Here is a 19,245-nt window from a genome sequence, read left to right as displayed (position 1 = left end):
CAGCGACGCCCGACAGCCTCACCATCGCCAGCTTCTTCGGACCGGACACGCATCCGTGGAGCTGGGCGATCAAGCTGCTGTTCACCGTCGTCACGCTCAGCGCCGGCTTCAAGGGTGGCGAGGTGACACCGCTGTTCTTCATCGGCGCGGCGCTCGGCAACGCACTCGCCCCCATGTTCGGCGTGCCCACCAGCGTATTCGCCGCGCTCGGCTTCGTCGCGCTGTTCGCGGGCGCGGCCAACACCCCGCTCGCCTGCACCTTCATGGGCATCGAACTGTTCGGCGCTGCCTATGCGGTGCCGATCGCGGTGGCCTGCTTCGTCGCCTACCTCTGCTCCGGTCATAACGGCATCTACCTGTCGCAGCGCGTCGCGGTGCCGAAGGTGCCGGCGACCGGCCTCACCCCGAACGCGACGCTTCGCGAGGCGCGGGCACACCGCGCCTCGCGAAGCCCACGCTCCTGATCCCCCCACCAATCGAGGGTTTGTCCATGCCCAATCGTTTCACCGTCCAGCATCGCGAAATCGGCATGCTGCGTATCTACATGAAACCGTCCGACCGAATTGGTGAGCGCAGCCTGCGTACGCTGTGGGCTGCCAAGCCGCTCTATCGCGAGCTAATCCAGACGGCATCATCAATGCCGTCGCGCAACACACGCACTATGGGTTCAGCAACCACGGCCAGATCCGCGAGAACGGATCGGAGGCGGCCGATCCCCATCTGACGATCTGCGTCGAACTCGTTGGCGAACGCGACCAGCTCGACCGGTTCTGCCGGCGACATGGCGACCTGCTCGGCGACAAGGTGATCGTCTACAAGCAGCTGGAACACTGGTCGGTCATGCCGCGGTTCGACCGATGACACCAATGATCGAATATGGGCTGCTGATCGTCGGTGCATTTGCGGCTGCTGCAATCTCGGGTTCGGCCGGGTTTGGCGGGGCACTGCTGTTGCTGCCGCTGCTGATTTAAGTCGTCGGCGTGACCGAAGCGGTGACGCTGCTGACGATCGTCCAGATCATCGGCAACGGTGCGCCGGCCGGGATGGGCTGGGCTGGCGCCAATCCGTTGGCGGCCCGTGTTGCTGTTCCTCTCCGCTGCCATACCGTTCTCGATGCTGGGCGCATTGTCGTTCGCGTCGCTACCGACGGCGCTCGTTGCGCGGATCGTGGGCGTGGCGATCCTGCTGTTCGTCATCCTGAAGGCCACGGGCATGATCGCGTTTAAACCCTCGCGCCGCGTGCTGGTGATCGGGGGCGGTGTGACCGGCCTGTTGTCCGGGCTAGTCGGGAGCGCCGGGCCGCTCGGCGCAGCGGTGTTCCTGAGCCTCGGTTTGCCACCGCTTGCCTATGTCGCGAGTGACGCGGTCGCCTCGATCGTGATGCACAGTGCCAAGACAATTGTTTACGGCGCGACGATCGACCTTGGACCAACCTTCTGGCCGCTGGCGATCGCGATGGGGCTGGCGATGATCGTTGGCACCTGGGCGGGGTGCTTGCTCATCAAGCGTCTGCCCGTTGAGCGCTTCCGCCAGCTCGTCATGGTCCTGCTCGCGCTGATCGCGACCGAGATGATCGTCATGGGTTAGTGGGAGGATTGTCGCGAATATCCTGAGTTTCGCTACACCAGCTCAAGCGTGGTCGGCTGACGGCGTAGCTGTCGCGAATGTCAGTCGCGGAATTACGCGACTTTCAACGCACATCTGCGACACGCTAACCTGTGCGTTAACGGTGTCGCTACGCAGGAGCCGGTGCCCGGCTCGTTCAGCTGAGCCGCAGCCAACCGCGCGGCCGGACGGCGGCTTTCAGGGAGCAGAAAAGTTGTCCTGAATGACTTACTATGGGTCGGAAGTCGCCCGGCAGCTTTCGCCGAAACGCCGCCCAACAGCGGACAGGCGGTTTTCCACCAGGATGCAGACCTTCCGCTTCCAGAGGATCGACAGGTGGTTGCCCCCTGCCCTTCCCGCCAAGTTCTAGCGGATCGTCACGACCTTGACCTCGACTGCATCCGCGATCTTCTTCCAGTTCTGGTCGCTGGTCCAAGCGGGCAATCCATCCCGTCGGGCTAGAGCCAGACAAAAGCGATCTCCAAGGCTAAGGCCCGCCTCGGCCGTCGCGGCGCGCAGCCGCCCGGCGATTTTCGCCAAGGCCTTGTCGGCCGGCACTACCGTCAGTGGCAGCGGATCAAGCATGGCATCAACTTCTCGCTCGGGCATTCCGGTATGAATGAAGTGGGTCACCACCTCAGCGTAGTTCACGCTGCTCACTCGCGCACCGGCGATACCGGCTGCAACCTTGGTAGATCCCTTTTCACCCTTGATCATTGCGATGAGAGCCGAGGCGTCGAGAACCACGCTCATTCGCCGCTATCTTCGCGACGCCGATTGAGGAATGCGTCAACAGAGGCGTCGGGATTACCGCCGGTATATTGCTCGGCCAGCGCCTGCGCCCTTGCCACCGCTTGGCTGGCGGTTCGCAGAACAACGCCATCTTCGGTTTCGTCGAGATACACCGCACCGCCACCCGTCAGGCCCAACCGCTTGCGAACGTCAGCGGGCAGGCTCATGCGCCCGTTTGGCGTTATGTTGATCTGTATCGTCATGACGGCCTCTGTACCTCTGATCAGCATCGTCATCATCTTCTAGGGATATCCCGGCTTAGCAGCAACCGTCCCCACGGTATGCCAGCGAGCCTCGTTTGTACCACACCGTTTGGATTATGGCTCATCGACGTGAAGCTGCCCCACGTGCATAAACTCCGGTGCTTTTAACGTATACCCCCAGTGGACCTCTTTAATCTGGTTCGTTTTACGTCAAAAGTTTACGCATAAAAATCTGGTCAATCTGCTCGGTTAGTCCGGCTTAAGCCTTGACCAAGAAGGACCATACGGCACCCGTTCAAACGGCACCGCAGTAGGCATTGTACGTGGCATCAGGGGTTTCTGAACTCGATCGAACCAGAGCTAAATTAGGGCGTCTGGATTCTCAAAAAGGATGGTGGATCGAGAAACTGAGATAGAAGGGGAAAACCGGTCTAGCGCCATCCGCCGCCACCTACGACATTGTGCATCACTGATTGTGCTTCTAGATGCATCCAATGAAACGCCGGGCTCGCCCACTCTCCAAGATATTGCATTCTATGGCGTTTCTCGTCCTGGCGGTGATGTTGCTGGTCCGGCTTGGCCCGCTCTGCGAGACGATGGCGATGGCCGCGCCTCCGGCTGCGTCCGCGATGATGGACTGCGCCAGCAAGGCACCAGGCGCTCCCATCAAAAAGGCACCTGCGTCGGCCTGCGCCATACCGTGCGTTGCGGTTGCCGGCGAAACCGTCGAGCATATCGGACTGGTTCCTTCCTCCCGTCTATCGCCTTGGCCGGCTTCACAGACGGGCCTTTTGGGCATGGCATACGCTCCGGCCACACCCCCTCCGCAAACCGTGTGACGTCGAACACCATCAGACGTAATTTTCGGAGAATATCATGACCAAGTTCAAGCTCATCAGCGCTGCCTTCGCTCTCACCCTGTCGACTGGCGCATTCGCCGCTGTCGCCAATTGCTGCGCCGACATGGCGTGCTGCAAGGACGGTGCGGACTGCTGCAAGGATGGCGCAAAAGCCAAGGCTGCTGACTGCTGCGATCATGCCAAGGGCGGCATGAAGCACGGCTAAAGCCAGGTAGGGGCGGGCAACCGCCCCTATTTTTCTAGTCTACATCTACTCGGCGCGGCACGCCGTCCCGCCACGGTCGCTGTGAAGAGCGGAGAGTTACCCTCAGGGTTGAGGCTCTTCCCCGAACCGCATCCATCGTTCGTCCCATCTCTCGCGCGATTACTGCCAAAGTCTGCCTGGCCTTGATACGCTGACGAAGCTCGGCGTCATCATCATCGGTCCAAGACGTTCCACGTCGAGCGGTCATCCCAAAAACTCCTCGATCAGGAGCAATCCCAGAAACCCGATGAAAAACATCGCGCTGATAAGCGGGGTGTCTGGTTTCTCGTGCGCTTCGACCAACAGCTCTTCCGTCACGAGATAGAGCAGCGCCATCAGACCGAAACTGAGAAACCCGGCGATGACAACGGGGGGAAACGTCGCAACGGGCGTCGCTATCGCCGCACCGATCGGCAGCAACAACGCGATCCCCATCGTAATCGCAATGATACGCGCCTTGGACTTGATTGTCTCACCCAACTCGGTCGTCACGGTCAGTCCGAGAAACAGCACCTCCAAGGTCAACGCGATCGTCAGCAACACGCCAGCCTTCCCGCCAGCGACGAACGCCAACCCGAGAACAAGCCCGTCGATCAGAATATCGACTGCAACCGCGCCCAACATAGCGATCGGTCCACTGGCGCGACCCTCAAGGGCTTTGAGCGACAGCATCACGACTATGCCCAACGCGCCGCCTGTGAATGTCGCGATCGGTGAACCTTCGTGCATCACCTGGGGCAAGATCTCGGCTGCCGCTGCGGCAAACACGACGCCTGCCGCCAAGTGCTGCATGGCGCTTACGAATGCATCACTTGGCCGTCTCGATACCGCAAAAAGCGAGCCGATCAGTACGGCGACGACGGGAATGAGCGTGAAGGCAACGGCCTGCATAGCTTAAGCCCTCACGCCGTCGTGAGCTAAAGGCGGCAGTTCGATGTGTCCCCCTGATGGAGCTGGCAGCTCGCGCCGTCCGAAACGAGCGTAGAGGGTCGGCAGCACGAACAAGGTGAGCAGGGTTGCGGATATCAGGCCACCGATGACGACGGTCGCCAGCGGCTTTTGCACCTCGGCTCCGGCACCATGACCAAGCGCCATCGGCACAAAGCCAAGCGACGCAACGAGAGCCGTCATCGCAACCGGCCGGAGCCGCGCCAGAGCGCCTTGATGCGCCGCTACCGCACGATCCATGCCTTGCCGCATCAGATCATGGATGGACGACACCATGACCAGCCCGTTGAGGACCGCGACGCCTGATAGCGCAATGAAGCCGACTGCCGCTGAAATGGAAAACGGCATGCCTCTTAGCACCAGCGCAAGGATGCCTCCGACCAGCGCTAGCGGAACCCCGGTGAACACGATCAACGCATCCCTGACGGAGCCGAGCGCGCCGTAGAGCAGGAACATGATGACCACGAAGCAGATCGGCACAACAACGCTAAGCCTATCGCGGGCAGATGCCAGGTTCTCGAACTGACCGCCCCATTCGAGATACGTGCCGGGCGGCAACTTCACCTGAGCGTCGATGCCTGACCGGGCATCAGCCACGACGCCGGCCACGTCTCGATCGCGCACGTTGGCCTGCACCACGACACGCCGCTTGCCGTTCTCGCGACTGATCTGGTTGGGACCATCGACCACGGCGATATCCGCCACAGTCGATAGCGGTACGAAGCCGCCACTGCCGGTCGGCACCGGCACCTGAGCAACCGCCGTCAGATCGGAGCGCGAGCTTTCCGCCATCCGGATCACGACCGGGAAGCGACGATCGCCTTCAAAGATCACGCCAGCCTGTCGGCCGCCAATAGCTGCTGCAACCGTGTCCTGCACATCACCCGCCGTCACCCCGACGCGGGACATGGCAGTGCGGTTCGGCCGGATATCGAGCATCGGCAAGCCTTCGGTTTGCTCAACCCGCACGTCTGCTGCACCCCGCGTCTTTCGCAGAATGCCGGCGATCCGATCTGCGGTCGCGTTCATCTCACCAAAGTCGTCGCCGAATACCTTGATCGCGATATCGCCGCGCACGCCTGCGATCAGCTCGTTGAACCGCATCTGGATCGGCTGGGTGATCTCATAGGCGTTGCCCGGTAGGGTGGAGAGGCGCTTTTCCAGCCGCTCCACCAGCTCTTCCTTAGACAGGCCGGGGTCGGGCCACTCCTTCTTCGGCTTCAGGATGACGAACGTGTCAGTCGCGTTAGGCGGCATCGGGTCCGATGCGATTTCAGACGTGCCGGTGCGCGAGAAGGCGAAACGGACTTCAGGGGCCTTGGCGAGTGCCTTTTCCACCTGGAATTGCATTGCCTGGCTCTGATCGACCGATGTGCCGGGGATGCGGACCGCCTGCACGAGGATGTTGCCCTCATCGAGCTGCGGCAAGAACTCCTGCCCCAATGTCGTGAAAGCGGCACCGGCAAGCGCCAGCGCGCCGATCGCGACGCCGATGGTGAGGGTGGGTCTGCGCATTGCCGCATCAAGTCCCGGCTCATAGCGCTGCCGGAGGAACGTGACGACGCGGCTTTCCTTCTCCTCGACCCGATTGCTGAGCCAGATCGCAATCGCTGCCGGTATGAAGGTCAGCGACAAGATGAAGGCGAACACCAGGGCGATGATAACCGTCAGCGCCATCGGCTCGAACATCTTGCCCTCGACACCCGTGAAGGTGAGCAACGGCGCATAGACCAGGATGATGATAGCCTGCCCGTACACCGATGGGCGGATCATTTCGCGCGCCGATGCCGCGACAATCCCGAGACGTTGCTCGATCGTCAGCACGTCATCACGACCATGCTGCGCCTCTCCCAAACGCCGTAATGCGTTCTCCACAATAATGACCGCGCCATCTACGATCAGCCCAAAGTCGAGCGCACCGAGGCTCATCAGATTGGCCGAAACGCCCGCCTCCAACATGCCGATGCTGGTCAGGAGCATCGTGATCGGAATGACGCAGGCCGCGATCAGCGCCGCACGGAAATTGCCAAGCAGCGCAAACAGAACGACGATCACCAGCACCGCACCCTCGGCAAGGTTGCGGGCAACCGTGGCGATCGTGGAGTTCACCAGCTCGGTCCGGTTCATAACCGGCTTCACGACAACATCGACCGGCAATGAGCGGCCGATCTGCGTGAGCCGTTCGGCAACGCCCGTCGACACCGTGCGGCTATTCTCCCCGATCCGCATGACCGCGGTGCCGACGACAACCTCATGGCCGTTTTCCGACGCCGATCCCATGCGTAGCGCCTGCCCGGTGCGAACGGTCGCGATCTGGTTGAGCAGAATCGGAACGCTCTCGCGGGTAGCAACGACGGTACGGGCCAGCTCGTCAGCGTTGCGGACACGCCCATCCGATCGAACCGCCAACCCTTCGCCGTTGCGGTTGACCACGCCAGCGCCCGCGCTGGTATTGCTGCGCTGAAGGGCGGTGGTGAGATCCTGAAGCGTCAGCCGCATCGCCGCCATGCGCTGTATGTCTGGAATAACGAGATATTCCTTGGTGTAGCCACCAAGGGAGTCGATGCCAGCAAGCCCGGCCGTGCTTTTTAGCTGCGGCGTGACGATCCAATCCTGCACGGTGCGCAGGTAGGTCGCCTTGTCGGCGTCGCTCACGAGGTGATCGCCCTCGGGGGTGATATAGCTGGCATCGCGTTGCAGGCCGGGTTCGCCGTTGCGGTGGTGAACCTGATCCAGCTCGCGGTATTCGACGGTCCACATGAAGATATCGCCAAGCCCCGTGGCGATCGGCCCCATCTCCGGGTTCACGCCTTCGGGAAGGTCTTCCTCTGCGGTTCGCAGGCGTTCCGCGACCTGCGCCCGCGCAAAATAGATATCGGTCTTTTCGGTGAAAACCGCTGTGATCTGGGCAAAGCCATTGCGGCTTAGCGAGCGGGTATATTCAAGGCCGGGAATGCCCGCGAGCGCGGTTTCGACCGTGAACGCAACCTGCTTCTCGATCTGGTCGGGAGAGAGGGCAGGAGCAACGACGTTGATCTGCACCTGGTTGTTGGTGATGTCGGGTACGGCATCGATCGGAAGCTGACGCAGCGCGCCGATCCCGAGCAATGCAGCCGCGATGGTCAGAAGCAGGGCGAGCCAACGCTTCTCGACGGAGAGGGTGACGATGCGACCGATCATGGCTCAGTCCTCATCCCCGCCCGCGCCCTTGCCGAGTTCGGCCTTGAGCGTGAAGCTGTTCGTGGAAGCGATGCGCTCCGAGCCGGTAAGGCCTGCCGTTACCGTGACCTGTCCGCCATTGGTGCGACCAAGCGTCACCGGAATTGCCCGGAAACCCGTCGCGGTCCGGACGAACACAAACGACTTGTCCTCGATCATCTGCACTGCGGCCGATGGCACGGCGACGGTGCGGTCCCCGGTCGCAGGAACGAGGATAGATACGTTGACCGTTTCACCAACGCGCCATGTGCTGCCGGCGTTGTCGAGGGTGGCGATCACCGGCACCAATCGGGTCGTCTCGTCCAGAATGGGGGACACGAACGTGACGCGCCCCTCCTGACGCCGCCCCGGTGCCGTCACTTCGACACGCACGCCAGGTTTTACCCGGCCGGCATCGGTGGGGACGAGTGATGTGGTGACAGTCACCTTCGACAGGTTAGCGACACGGAACAGCTCTGCATCGGCCGCGACGGCCTGCCCGAGTGTAGCCGACCGCGCGATGACCTGGCCGGCGATCGGCGAGCGGACCGCGATGCGGTTGAGCGCGCCGCCTCCGCTGCCCGTCGCTGACAACTGCTGCTGCGCCAGGCGAAGGGCAATACTGGCCTCCGTTGCGGCCGTTCGCGCTGCGACCAGATCCTGCTCTGGCGAAACCCGTTCAGCGAACAAACGCTGTTCGCGGCGAAGGTTTGATTGGGCGAGTGCGGAACGCGCGCGCGCGGCTTCTACCTCCGCTTTCAGTGATGCCGCTTCCCGGCTTTCGATGATAGCCAGCGGGTCTCCCCGGCTGACTGACTGCCCGAGATTGCGGGTAAGGGAAACGAGCCGACCGCCTACGGAGGTGGACACAACCTGCACACCCTGAGGATCGCCCTCGATCGTTGCCGATAGCTCGATCGCTCCGGCCACGCCGCCTACTGTAGGACGCGTAACCTCTATCCCGGCATCCGCGATCTGCTGCGCGGACAGGGTGACGATATCCTTTGGACCCTCCTTGGCTTCGCCGGCCTCGGCACCTTCGGTCTTCTCGGCTCCGGCCTTCTCACCGGCCTCGCTGTTGCCACCCCCGCCGCACCCGGCAAGGAGGATAGCCAGGGTCACAGGCGCGAGCGCCCGTATGATGATCTTCGTCATTGATTGGTTTCCTCGGGCGAGGGCGCTGCGGCAACGAGCCGTTCGAGGCGTGCCTTGGCGTCGTGATAGGTGGCGAGCGCATCGATCGCGGCGGTTCGTGTTTCAGACAGGGTACGTTCGGCATCGAGCAAATCGAGCTGACCAAACTTGCCCTCCCGGTAGCCGATCCGAGCGATCCGAGCGGCTTCGCTTGCCGACGCCAATGCCGGCCCGCTGGCGTTGCGAGCGGTCGTCGCGGCATTCGCGACGTTTGCCTGTGCGCTTGCGATGTCCTGGGCGGTATCCAGCTCGGCCGCGCGACGTAGAGCCTGCGCCTGATCGGTCTGCGCCCGCGCCTGCGCCACTGCCGCCTTGCCGTTGTTGAACAACGGAAACGGGATCGACAGCCCGAACACCGCTGCCACGTCGTTCGTAGCCTCAAGCCGTCGTGCGCTGGCGCTGAGTGTCACGTCGGGAATGCGCTGCGACCTGGCAAGCCGCACCTGTGCCTCTGCCGTTGTCACGTCCGCGCGCGTGGCCGCCAATGCCAGCGTCCCGGCGGTCTCGATCGGCCGTGCCGGACCAAAGCCCTCGACACGGCCGAACCACGCCAAGTCCAACGGTCCTGTGAGAGGTTGGCCAATCCGTCGTGCAAGATTGCTTCGCGCGACCTCCGAAAGCCGCTCCGAGCGCTCCACGGCTGTCTCCGCATTGATCCGCAATACATCGGCGCGCTGCTGTTCGAGCGGTGATGCTCGTCCAGCCTGAACGCGAACGCCGGCTGCGCGCGATGCCTCGCGGGCGATACCGGCTTGCTCGCGCGCGGTCACAAGTCGGCGTTCCGCTGCGGTCGCCTCGATGTAGAGCTGCGTGATGGCAAGCCGTAGATCAGCCTCGGCCAGCGCCGTGCCTATCCGCGCTCGATTACCGATTGCATCCGCGACGGCAATCCGTGCCGATCGTTTGCCACCCAGCTCGATCGGTAGTGCCAGACCGGCCGTTGTCTCCGCGCTGCGAAGACCGCGATATTGACCGCTGCCGGCAATATTCTCAGTCTCGGCGACGATCGACGGGTTCGGCCGGTAGCCAGCAACCGTTCGGCCTGCTTCTGCTGCCCGGACGCCCGCTGTGGCGGCCTCCAAGCTAGGGGCGGTCGCTCCGGCAAGTGAAAGCGCCTGCTCAAGGGTGAGCGGGGGACTGCTTGATGTGGAATCGGTTGACTGCGCCTGCGCGATCGACGCGCACGACGCCACGGCCAATAAGGCCGCAATAAAACGGTGCATGGGTAACGGACTCCTGACGAACCTTTGAGCATCCGCACGGGCTTTCCCGGCGAAATTAGGCGTCGATCAGGCTTGGGGAGGACGTAGGGCTGGGTCGGACGCTACCGGGGCCTTGGGCGCGTTGCGCCACACCGATGCATTCATACGAACGCTGCTGGTTGGTCCGGTTGGATCGGACGCAATCGGCACGCCCACATGATGGCCGTGACAACCGCCATGATGATGGGGATACGCCTTGTCGGCGTCTGCCGGCACTTGGTCGGCATCGCCATCGCAATGGTCTAGGGAACTGACCGCTGTGGTATCAACGCACGTCACGCCTTCTGTCGCATGCGCGACTGATCCAAGCCCGAGCATAAGCACGAGCATGAAACTGAGGAACAGGGCGGAAAGGCGGTGCATTGGCCCGCGCCTTAGCAGCTTACCGACTGCCATGTAACGACTGCTGGTAAGTAGCGGGGGCGGGTGAGGGCTCGCTACGCATTTCGGCGCGTGCCTGCCGCATGATCTGAACACCGCCCGATATTCCCAACACAGCCATCAAGGTGGCGACGGCAAGATCAGGCCACGCGCTGTTGAGGCCGAAGACCCCGCCTGCGGCTAGCACGACGGCGATGTTGCCGATCGCGTCATTGCGCGAGCAAATCCATACTGACCTCATGTTCGCGTCACCGCTTCGGAAGCGGTACAGCATGACCGCGACGACAAGGTTCGCGATCAGCGCGGCGATGCCGACCACGCCCATAATCTCGGCATGGGGCGTCGCGTCGTGGAGCGCACCCCATCCCGCCGCGAACAGGACATAGACGCCTAGCAAAGCAAGCGTCGCCCCCTTCAACATCGCAGCGCGTGCGCGCCAGGCTATCGCCATTCCGGCGACGCCAAGGCTGATTGCGTAGTTCGCGGTATCGCCAAAAAAGTCGAGCGCGTCGGCTTGGAGCGCCTTCGATCCGCCCGTGATGCCGGCTATAATCTCGATAACGAACATGCCGCCATTGATGACGAGCGCGATCCATAGCGCCCGGCGCCACTTAGGGTCGTTGAGAGTACCCGCCTTATCGGACGCGCAGCTTGTGCAGGCCATGTTCGCCACCTCGATAGAATCGATCTGACAGCCTATATGCACCCTCTAGTCGCTAGAGGGTCAAGCGCTATGTCTGATAAACTGACGATCGGGAAACTGGCTGGTGCGACTGGTACGAAGGTCGAAACGATCCGCTATTATGAGCAGATTGGCTTGCTGCCCGCGCCTGAACGATCAGCGGGGAACTACCGGACCTATGAAGACGCCCATCTACGCCGCCTGTCCTTTATTCGGCGTGCGCGCGATCTTGGCTTCTCGATCGACCAAGTACGCGAGTTGATGGGGCTCGCGGACCGCCGCGATCAGTCCTGCATCGCGGTTGATGTTGTCGCTAACCAACACCGCGACGCGATTAGACGTAAGATTGCGGACCTGACTGCGCTCGCTAACGAACTCGACGTGCTGATCGACTCTTGTACTCGGAACACCGTCGCCGATTGTAGGATCATAGAGGCACTTGCTCCCTCGGGGTAGTACCCCATCAAAGCCTGCCCTCCTCGCGCGTTGGACAACTAGGCCTCCGCGCCAACTCGGAAACGAGAGCTCCAACAGAACGGGAAAAAAGAACGCCGCGGAGGCTCCCCATTTTCCATGGCCCACAGCCGGACACCAGCCGTCCTGCGTTGCTTAGTCGGGATATTGACGTTTTCTCGTTAAATATGCTACCTGGCATCCGGCGAGGTGACCATGCTTTATCGGCTCGAAGTCGAGAACTTTTTCTCTATCCGCGATCCACAGGTGCTTGACCTGACGATTGACGGTAAGGTTCCTGACCCGGAAGGTAGATACGCGCCGATCTTCGAAGGTGCCGACCTACGCGCGCCAAAGGTGGTGGCTCTCTATGGCGCAAACGCCTCGGGGAAGACCACGATGCTCCGCGCACTTGAATTCGTTCTCACAATGGTACGTGACAGCGTTCAGCGCACGGTGCCAGGATTCGCCGGAATCGAGCGCTTCAACGATGAAGAGTCTGCCAACCGGCCAATCCGCTTCGCGATCGAGCTTGGCGGCGTCATGAACCTGACCCCTGAAACCTTTCAGCGCGCTGAGGCAGGTGAAGCAGTCGAGCAAGGCACCTATCGCTACGAACTGGATATCGAAGTCAAGGATGGGTTCGCGCTTCAGATCACGTCCGAGGTCCTACGTCAGCGACCTGGGGGCGTGGGGAAATGGCAGCGAATTTTCGAACGTAGCCCAGATGGACGGGTGAAGGATTCGAGGACGTTCAGCCTATCGGGTTTCCAGCATCTGGTGAAGACGCTGGCCGCCAACCACACAGTCCTATCGTCTTTCGCGAAGTTTCAGCACCCGGTCGCGCAAATCATTGTGGAATCTGCAAGAAAGGCCTTCTTCCAGATTGAGCCCGTTCATTCGTTCGTTGACCGTGACGTGATCGACTATCTCAAGACGCAGCCCAATGTCGTGTCTCGGCTTACCGACGAGCTTAGCCGCATTGACGTTGGCGTAGAGGGGATGCGGTTTCATACTACTGCGAACGGACCGGTACTTCTGTTCAGGCATGCTGGACTCGCGGCGGAAATGCCATGGGGAATGGAGAGCCACGGGACGCGTGCATTTATCAAGATGTTCCCCTTTCTACTGAGCGCGCTGGAAGGTGGAGGCATCTCGGCAATAGACGAAATGGACGCTGCCATTCACCCTACGATGCTGCCCGAGCTGGTCCGTTGGTTTTATGCGACGTCTGGCCGCAACCCTTACGATGCGCAGCTCTGGCTGTCATGCCATTCTGCTTCCCTGCTCGATGACCTCAACAAGGAAGAGATCGTCATTTGCGAGAAGGACCGGCAGGGCCGCAGCCACATCCATAGTCTCATGGACGTGAAGGTTCGGCGCGATGAGAACCACTACCGTAAATATCTGAGCGGTGCCTACGGCGGCGTGCCGCAGTTCGGATGACCCGTCGTCGCTCACCATTTATCGAGCTTCGTCGCCCAGTTTATATCGGCTGTGAGGGCGCATCCGAGGTAGGCTATGCTGGGTTTCTTCAGGACCTGATCCGTGATGCAGGTGTCGCGGTACATCTCCACGTTGACGAACTAGGTCCAGGGACAGGAGATCCGTTGTCGCGGATCGAGATGGCGGTCTTGCGGCTACGCCAGCTTCAAAAAAAGCGCGGCGCGCCAGCTGACCGCTTTGCGCTAATCGACTTCGACCAAGCCGAGCGCGATCCGCAGCGCGCTCAACGCGCTATTGCTCTAGCCATCGAAAACGACATCAAGGTTCTATGGCAGCGGCCGTGCTTCGAAGCTTTGCTGTTGCGCCATCTCGAGGGCAAGTCAGCCAACCGACCGCCGGACACACCCGGAGCCATCAAAGCACTAGAAAAGGAGTGGGTGGACTACGCGAAACCAATGACGCGGGTCAATCTAGCCAAGCGGATCGACCGGACGGCCGTTCTACGGGCGGCCGCTGTCGAACCTGATTTGGCCACCCTGCTTCAGTGCATCGGGTTAGCCTAGACCGATTGCCTAATTTCCTATCGTTCTGACGTGAGTACAACGCCAATGTCCGAAGTAGCGTCTAGCGCCCTTTTCGCTGAGGTCGGCGAATGCCTGCATGCTTGGGGCAATGTCGAGATTGAGGTCAGTCAGCTGTTTATGATCGTGCATGCCGCCAAATGGGACGAGTTTACCCATCCTCTACGCGCAGCATTTGAAAGTGTGGTGGCACTTGAGGCACGGTTAGACATGATAATGGCGTCAGTTCAGGCGATCGCCGGTTTAGAAAACGCCTACCCCCCGCACTTTAAGTCGCTGCGCAAAAAGACGCTCGCCCTTTACCGCAAGCGCCACGAGATCGCGCATTTCGTGCTTATTGGCCGCAACGACGGTGATGCACTCCAGCATCGCATCAAGCCTTTCTTCACCTGGGCCGCCTTTCAAAATGACACGGGCCGGGCAGAGTTGGACATCAAACAGATCCGCGAACGAAGGGCCGCGTTCTTGGCGCTTGCCGAGAGGTTCGTACATCATCGTCAGCATGTAGGCGCATCGCTGGGGTTGAGACCCGACCTTTATGCGCAAGCCGGGATGATCGCCTACCCGAGCCTCGATTTGATGGTGGAACCGGCTGAGGAAGACTAGCCACCTTGCTCCTTAGGAAACTGCCTGATCTTCTTGCCGATTAAACCAGAAGGTGACGAAGCTCGATGTCACGCCGCCCTTAGGGGCAGCTAATTACATGGCAATCGGGGGCTTTGATCCTAGCCGCGAGGTAAGCCCCCTGCCCTACTTACCAACTCTCGCGATCTGTAGACGATCTCTCCGAAACAATGCTGCTCGCGTTATGACCAGTGCGTTTTGAGTATGCCTTTCGCAGACCTCTCAATAGCTGGTACTTTAATACCGTCCTGACGGCGTAAAAAGGACTAGACTAATAAGTACCACATATAGCAGACTACGGGATGTTTATCCGAGCCTATCTTCGCGCTTCTACCTCCGAACAGGATGCGTCGCGCGCCAAGAGCGCCCTCGACGTGTTTGCGACCGAGCACGGGCTTCGGATTGCGGCCCGCTATGTCGAAAACGAAAGTGGAGCCAAGCTTCACCGGCCAGAGCTGTTCCGCCTGCTTTCGGATTGCGAGCCGGGAGACGTGCTCCTGGTCGAACAGGTAGATCGGCTTTCCCGCCTCACCTCCCCAGACTGGATCAAACTGCGGAATCTAATCGACGCCAAGCAGGTCCGGGTTGTTGCACTCGACCTGCCGACGTCGTGGATCCTGACGGCACCGACGGATGAGTTCACCGGCCGAATGTTCGCAGCGGTCAACGCCATGATGTTGGACGTACTCGCCGCGGTTGCCCGTAAGGACTATGAGGATCGCCGTCGTCGACAAGCCGAAGGCACCGCAAAAGCCAGGGCAGCGGGCCTTTATAAGGGGCGCCCCGAGAACAAGACCCGCAATGCTGCGATCTCGAGCCTTCTTCGCGATGGCCGAAGCTGGCGCGATATAATGGATGCGACTGGGTGCAGTCGAACGCTGCTCGCCAAGATTGCTCGTGATCGCCGTCGACAGGCAGAGGCTGACGCAGCAATGTCAGACGCGCCCCCCTAATGTGTTCAGGCAGCCTCTAGACCCTCATAATGAGGTGTCCGATTTCTCTGCTACCGACCCTGTTTGAACGGGTTTTGTGTACCAAAGCACATGCCCACTCAGGGTATACCCATATTGACGATTGCCGGTATGCATCTTCATAGTAACGGCACGTGGCGGGCTTGTGACATTCCGATCAGTATGGCACTAGCTCATTCCTGGCATAACTTGGAGAACGGCCCGTGGCTACACAGTCCATAGATGTGAGGGTAGCCGGCAACGGCCGCATGATCTTACCGGCCTCAGTTCGTAAAGCCATGGGGCTACATGGCGAGGCGAAGGTCATACTGACGATTGAGGACGATCAGGTTCGGCTGTCTCCGATCGGCCATGGCGTCTCACGCGCTCAAGCCCTGTATCGGGAGCATGCCAAGCACGCTCGCACGACAGACGACTTTTTGAGCGATCGGAAGGCGGAGGCAGTCGCAGACGCCGGTGAGCCACTGGCAACCAATCAGCAGCACGATCCGAAATGACGTCGGTTGTTTTGGATGCGTCCGCGGTTTTGGCGCTCATCCGGGATGAACCGGGTGCCGACAAGGTCGTACCACATATTGGGCGAGCTGCGATTTCCGCCGTGAACCTTCAGGAAGTGATCAAAGAAATGCTCCTGAGTGGACTTAACGAGCCTACCGTCCGCGAACTCCTTGGCGAGCTTCGCCTTGATGTTCGGGCGCACGATGCCGAAGCGGCCTATGCGGCCGCAGGCCTTCACGGGCAGACACGGGAGTTTGGACGCGGGCTTGGTGATCGTTCTTGCTTGGCCCTAGCCATGCAGCTCAATGTTCCTGCCCTTACGGCTGATCGCGAATGGAAGAAGGTGAAGGTCAAGGGCCTCAAGGTAGAGCATATCCGCTAGCGTTTTATACGCCATGCTTACCCTATCGCGACGTTCACGGCAGTCCCGTGCTTCCGTGCGGTTGCCCATTGCGAACAGCTCGGGCGAGACGAGGCGCGAGATCATCTTGAGGCAAAGGGTCGTGAGCTCGTATGCCGCGTGCCTAATCATCACGACGATTGGAATGACGCGTGGAGGCAATCTTCGCGCAACTGTCTCCGATGACGAGCCTCAGTTATATTGATTCAGCTAATCACGTGGCACCTGGATGCGGTTCAAGGCTGTCATAACAGCGCGCTAAAACTTGAAGTCTGACTGGATGCCGAGATAATTGCCGTTCTTGCCGCCGTAGCTCATTAACGAGCCGCTGGCGGAAAAAGAGGTTTCATATAGCGTAAATTGCAAGTGCTTGGTGGCTTGCCAGTTCGCCTGAAGATTAAGGTCGGTGCCGGTGAACCGGCTCGAGCCATATGCCGCGAACGCAGCGCCGGTCGCGCCGATATAGATGCCGTCTGCGCGGCTGTTTCGCCACAAGAAGTCGGGCCCCACTGTTACGGTGATGTCGCGATGAGGACTGAGCGTTAGAGACGGATAGATGTCCATGAGGTTGGACAGGTTGAAGAAGGCTGCCTCGCTGATCAGGCCGAACCGAGGAAACGCCGGGACGAATGTTCCGCTGGTCTTCCCGCTGGGATCGTGATTTCCGCTGAACACATTTGCGCGCAGTCCAAGCCTCGGAGTCATCGCCGTCTTGGAAAGGGTCACGCCGCTTTCGAACATGACGGCCCAGGCGGCGATGTCCTTGGTCGCGAACGTGCCGCTCTGATACGCGGCCTCGAGATCGAGATCCCATCTCGAGGTGCGTTTCCACGCGCGCATGCCCCAGGTGTTGCGGCGATCTTCACCGCTGCGCGGACCAAGCACCGCTACCTCCCGGTCAAGCCTATACCAATAGGCGTCGGTGCCCAGCCCGAACGGCCCCTTGGCGGCACTGACATAGACGCCGCGAAACGAACTCACATGGCTCGGGCCATCGTTGAACGTTCCGGGCTTGAGACTGACCGGCCGCACTGCGAACACATCGACGCTTAGACTGCCGGGAAGGATGTAGGTGGCGCGCAGCCCCTGATAGGTGAAGCGTTCGTTCATGGCGTCGCGCACGCTCACAAGCTTGTTGTTGCCGAGCGGCATCTCGAAGCGACCGGGCCGCAGCGTGATCGATCCCGAATTCCCGAGCGGCAGCGTTAGGTCGACGAACGCCTGCTGGAGATTGAGCCTGCCGCGATTGGGAAGTGTCGCGAACTGCGCGCCGAATTCCCGATTGTCGCCAACTTCCACGAACGCCCGCACATGCGGACCGATATGAAGATCGGCAAGCAAGCGAAGTCTGAGCTGCAGCGGGTCGTTATCATCAGCCGCGCGCAGGCCGAGCGCGGAGTGCTGCCAATCGGTATAATAGGCGCGTACCTCTCCGCCGAGCGAGAGGTAGGTATCGCTCGAACCGAGCGGGATATGTCGGATCCTGTCGACCAAAGGCGTACCCGGCGCGGGCGGGGCAGACCAATCCTCGGTCCAACGAAACAGCTGGGGCACCCCGGATGGGCCAGGACGACCGCCTGGTAGGATTTCGGCTTGTGGTGCCGCCGGTGTCGGGATGCTCACTGCGCTAGCCGCCGAAACGGGATCTGAAGCGACGGCCTGCGCTAACGCGCTCGACTCGCCGAGCATCGGGAAAAGACCCGCGGCGAATGCGGCGAGCACCGTCCAACGATTTCGTGTCGCGAACATAGGGTCGTCCTTCATGGCATTCGAGTGACGACCGAGGACGTTCACGGCCCGTCACGAGGAGCCGCACGGATTGCTGATGTTGGCCGCGAAAGATCTCGCCCGAGGAATCAGCCTATTTATGAGAGGTAGAGCGCGGGCAGGCCCGGATGGTCGAACTGCATGTTCGGCGTTCCTGTTACGGGTTAGGTCGTTGGCCCGACGATCTAGACAGGGAACGATGCGGTTCGCACAGGCTCGGAAAGTACGCAGACCGACAGCGCCTTCGCGAAGCTGGGCCGGTCATGAACACCGGCGAACGAAATTCCTTCGTCGCGGACTCCTCTCCAGCGAGCGATGGTCGCCACGCGTGCGTGCCGCGCTGGCCGCCTGGCTGCCTCGGATCGTGAGGCGCACCAACCGCGGTTCGGTACCCATCGGAAACTACGCAACTACACCAGGCACGGTGGTGATTAGACCAAGACGTGAGACGCATCGCCGCGGCGACAGCCCGGCATTCGCAAGGCTGGCGCCCATGTCAGGCCGCGTAAAATCAGGGAATAGGCAGATGGATGATTGGAACCGACACCTCACGACACGAACCGGTTTCCGACTGCACGTCCGCCCGGCGCGCCCGGCAGACGCAGGCACGGTCGCCGAGTTCTTCACCCATGTGACACGGGAAGATCTCCGGTTCCGGTTCCTGGCCGGACTGACCGTCGTAGGCGACAGCCAGATTGCTGCGCTCACTCAGGTGGACCATCGTCAAACCGAGGACTTCCTGGCCTTTACCGAGGACGGCTCGACGATGATCGCGACCGCCATGCTGGCGTGCGACGCGGCGATGGCCCGCGGGGAAGTCGCGATCGCAATCCATAAGGATTTCAAGAACAAGGGTCTCGGGTGGACCTTGCTCGACCATATCGCGCGCTACGCCGAAGCCAAGGGCATCAAGACGCTGCAGTCGATCGAAAGCCGAGACAACCATACGGCGATCGCCGTCGAACGCGACATGGGGTTCAGCGTTGTATCCGACCCAGGCGATCCATCGACGGTGATCGTGACACGCAACCTCACGTCCGCCGCGGGGCCGGATCAAGTAATACCGTCCTGGGCTTGAGCCCAGCGATCGCAGGCTAGCTGAACGCTCGGGAGGCGCAGCGGACGGTGATCGTTCC

General features: G+C 61.0%; 20 protein-coding genes. 12 read left to right on the top strand and 8 right to left on the bottom strand.

Annotated features, from left to right (window positions below; genetic code table 11):
* From NLI89_RS13290 to NLI89_RS13280, 3 genes are all read left to right on the top strand, one after another.
* On the top strand, window positions 1–464 hold a 464-nt coding region (locus tag NLI89_RS13290), incomplete at its 5' end, for a chloride channel protein (RefSeq protein WP_254687444.1).
* Window positions 465–588: 124 nt separating this feature from the next.
* A complete protein-coding gene (locus NLI89_RS13285; protein ID WP_235513449.1) occupies window positions 589–861 on the top strand; it encodes a DUF190 domain-containing protein in 273 nt (90 codons plus the stop codon).
* Between the two features lie 219 nt (window positions 862–1,080).
* Window positions 1,081–1,587 (top strand): sulfite exporter TauE/SafE family protein, encoded by a 507-nt coding sequence (locus tag NLI89_RS13280; protein WP_207894234.1) that lies wholly within the window; start codon window positions 1,081–1,083, stop codon window positions 1,585–1,587.
* A 384-nt stretch (window positions 1,588–1,971) separates the two neighbouring features.
* On the opposite strand, the gene NLI89_RS13275 is transcribed toward NLI89_RS13280, so the two are convergent.
* A complete protein-coding gene (locus NLI89_RS13275) occupies window positions 1,972–2,358 on the bottom strand; it encodes a type II toxin-antitoxin system VapC family toxin (RefSeq protein WP_055817303.1) in 387 nt (128 codons plus the stop codon).
* On the bottom strand, window positions 2,355–2,600 hold the full coding sequence (locus tag NLI89_RS13270; RefSeq protein WP_254687449.1) for an AbrB/MazE/SpoVT family DNA-binding domain-containing protein: 246 nt from the start codon (window positions 2,598–2,600) through the stop codon (window positions 2,355–2,357). Before NLI89_RS13270 ends, NLI89_RS13275 begins: the two co-directional genes overlap by 4 nt.
* Before the next feature lie 876 nt (window positions 2,601–3,476).
* Here NLI89_RS13270 and NLI89_RS13265 point away from each other — a divergent pair.
* A complete protein-coding gene (locus tag NLI89_RS13265; protein ID WP_041394287.1) occupies window positions 3,477–3,665 on the top strand; it encodes a hypothetical protein in 189 nt (62 codons plus the stop codon).
* Window positions 3,666–3,908: 243 nt separating this feature from the next.
* Here the strand turns inward: NLI89_RS13265 and NLI89_RS13260 are convergent, their stop codons facing one another.
* The 5 genes from NLI89_RS13260 to NLI89_RS13240 form a co-directional block, all read right to left on the bottom strand.
* On the bottom strand, window positions 3,909–4,595 hold the full coding sequence (locus NLI89_RS13260; protein WP_056474893.1) for a ZIP family metal transporter: 687 nt from the start codon (window positions 4,593–4,595) through the stop codon (window positions 3,909–3,911).
* A 3-nt stretch (window positions 4,596–4,598) separates the two neighbouring features.
* Entirely contained in the window at window positions 4,599–7,832 is a 3,234-nt protein-coding gene (locus NLI89_RS13255) for an efflux RND transporter permease subunit (protein WP_254687443.1), read from the bottom strand.
* Window positions 7,833–7,835: 3 nt separating this feature from the next.
* The gene (locus tag NLI89_RS13250; protein ID WP_055879912.1) at window positions 7,836–9,005 is read right to left on the bottom strand and encodes an efflux RND transporter periplasmic adaptor subunit; all 1,170 of its coding nucleotides are present in this window, start codon (window positions 9,003–9,005) and stop codon (window positions 7,836–7,838) included.
* The gene (locus NLI89_RS13245; protein WP_056474899.1) at window positions 9,002–10,267 is read right to left on the bottom strand and encodes a TolC family protein; all 1,266 of its coding nucleotides are present in this window, start codon (window positions 10,265–10,267) and stop codon (window positions 9,002–9,004) included. Before NLI89_RS13245 ends, NLI89_RS13250 begins: the two co-directional genes overlap by 4 nt.
* 421 nt (window positions 10,268–10,688) lie before the next feature.
* On the bottom strand, window positions 10,689–11,351 hold the full coding sequence (locus NLI89_RS13240; RefSeq protein ID WP_056474902.1) for a cation transporter: 663 nt from the start codon (window positions 11,349–11,351) through the stop codon (window positions 10,689–10,691).
* 69 nt (window positions 11,352–11,420) lie between these two features.
* On the opposite strand from NLI89_RS13240, the gene NLI89_RS13235 reads away from it, so the two are divergent.
* The 7 genes from NLI89_RS13235 to NLI89_RS13205 all read left to right on the top strand — a co-directional run bounded on the left by NLI89_RS13235 (window position 11,421) and on the right by NLI89_RS13205 (window position 16,324).
* Entirely contained in the window at window positions 11,421–11,825 is a 405-nt protein-coding gene (locus tag NLI89_RS13235) for a MerR family transcriptional regulator (RefSeq protein ID WP_056474905.1), read from the top strand.
* A 213-nt stretch (window positions 11,826–12,038) separates the two neighbouring features.
* A complete protein-coding gene (locus NLI89_RS13230) occupies window positions 12,039–13,268 on the top strand; it encodes an AAA family ATPase (RefSeq protein ID WP_254687448.1) in 1,230 nt (409 codons plus the stop codon).
* Window positions 13,265–13,831, top strand: coding sequence for an RloB domain-containing protein (locus NLI89_RS13225; RefSeq protein WP_082466084.1), 567 nt, complete (start codon window positions 13,265–13,267; stop codon window positions 13,829–13,831). The genes NLI89_RS13230 and NLI89_RS13225 overlap by 4 nt, the downstream gene beginning before the upstream one ends.
* A 45-nt stretch (window positions 13,832–13,876) precedes the next feature.
* Window positions 13,877–14,455 (top strand): hypothetical protein, encoded by a 579-nt coding sequence (locus NLI89_RS13220; protein WP_056474913.1) that lies wholly within the window; start codon window positions 13,877–13,879, stop codon window positions 14,453–14,455.
* A gap of 320 nt (window positions 14,456–14,775) precedes the next feature.
* Complete coding sequence (locus tag NLI89_RS13215; RefSeq protein ID WP_254687442.1) at window positions 14,776–15,426, top strand: recombinase family protein; 651 nt, start codon at window positions 14,776–14,778, stop codon at window positions 15,424–15,426.
* Between the two features lie 221 nt (window positions 15,427–15,647).
* The gene (locus NLI89_RS13210; RefSeq protein ID WP_368077282.1) at window positions 15,648–15,941 is read left to right on the top strand and encodes an AbrB/MazE/SpoVT family DNA-binding domain-containing protein; all 294 of its coding nucleotides are present in this window, start codon (window positions 15,648–15,650) and stop codon (window positions 15,939–15,941) included.
* Window positions 15,938–16,324: a type II toxin-antitoxin system VapC family toxin gene (locus tag NLI89_RS13205; RefSeq protein ID WP_254687440.1), complete on the top strand. Its 387-nt coding sequence runs from the start codon at window positions 15,938–15,940 to the stop codon at window positions 16,322–16,324. The genes NLI89_RS13210 and NLI89_RS13205 overlap by 4 nt, the downstream gene beginning before the upstream one ends.
* Window positions 16,325–16,600: 276 nt before the next feature.
* Here the strand turns inward: NLI89_RS13205 and NLI89_RS13200 are convergent, their stop codons facing one another.
* Entirely contained in the window at window positions 16,601–18,091 is a 1,491-nt protein-coding gene (locus NLI89_RS13200; protein ID WP_254687439.1) for an alginate export family protein, read from the bottom strand.
* A 346-nt stretch (window positions 18,092–18,437) separates the two neighbouring features.
* Between NLI89_RS13200 and NLI89_RS13195 the strand changes: the two genes are divergently transcribed.
* Window positions 18,438–19,187: a GNAT family N-acetyltransferase gene (locus tag NLI89_RS13195; protein ID WP_254687438.1), complete on the top strand. Its 750-nt coding sequence runs from the start codon at window positions 18,438–18,440 to the stop codon at window positions 19,185–19,187.
* Window positions 19,188–19,245 lie beyond the last annotated feature (58 nt).

This window comes from Sphingomonas faeni (assembly GCF_024273235.1).
Taxonomy (GTDB): Bacteria; Pseudomonadota; Alphaproteobacteria; order Sphingomonadales; family Sphingomonadaceae; genus Sphingomonas; species Sphingomonas faeni_A.
This window is presented reverse-complemented; position numbering and strand designations above follow the sequence as displayed.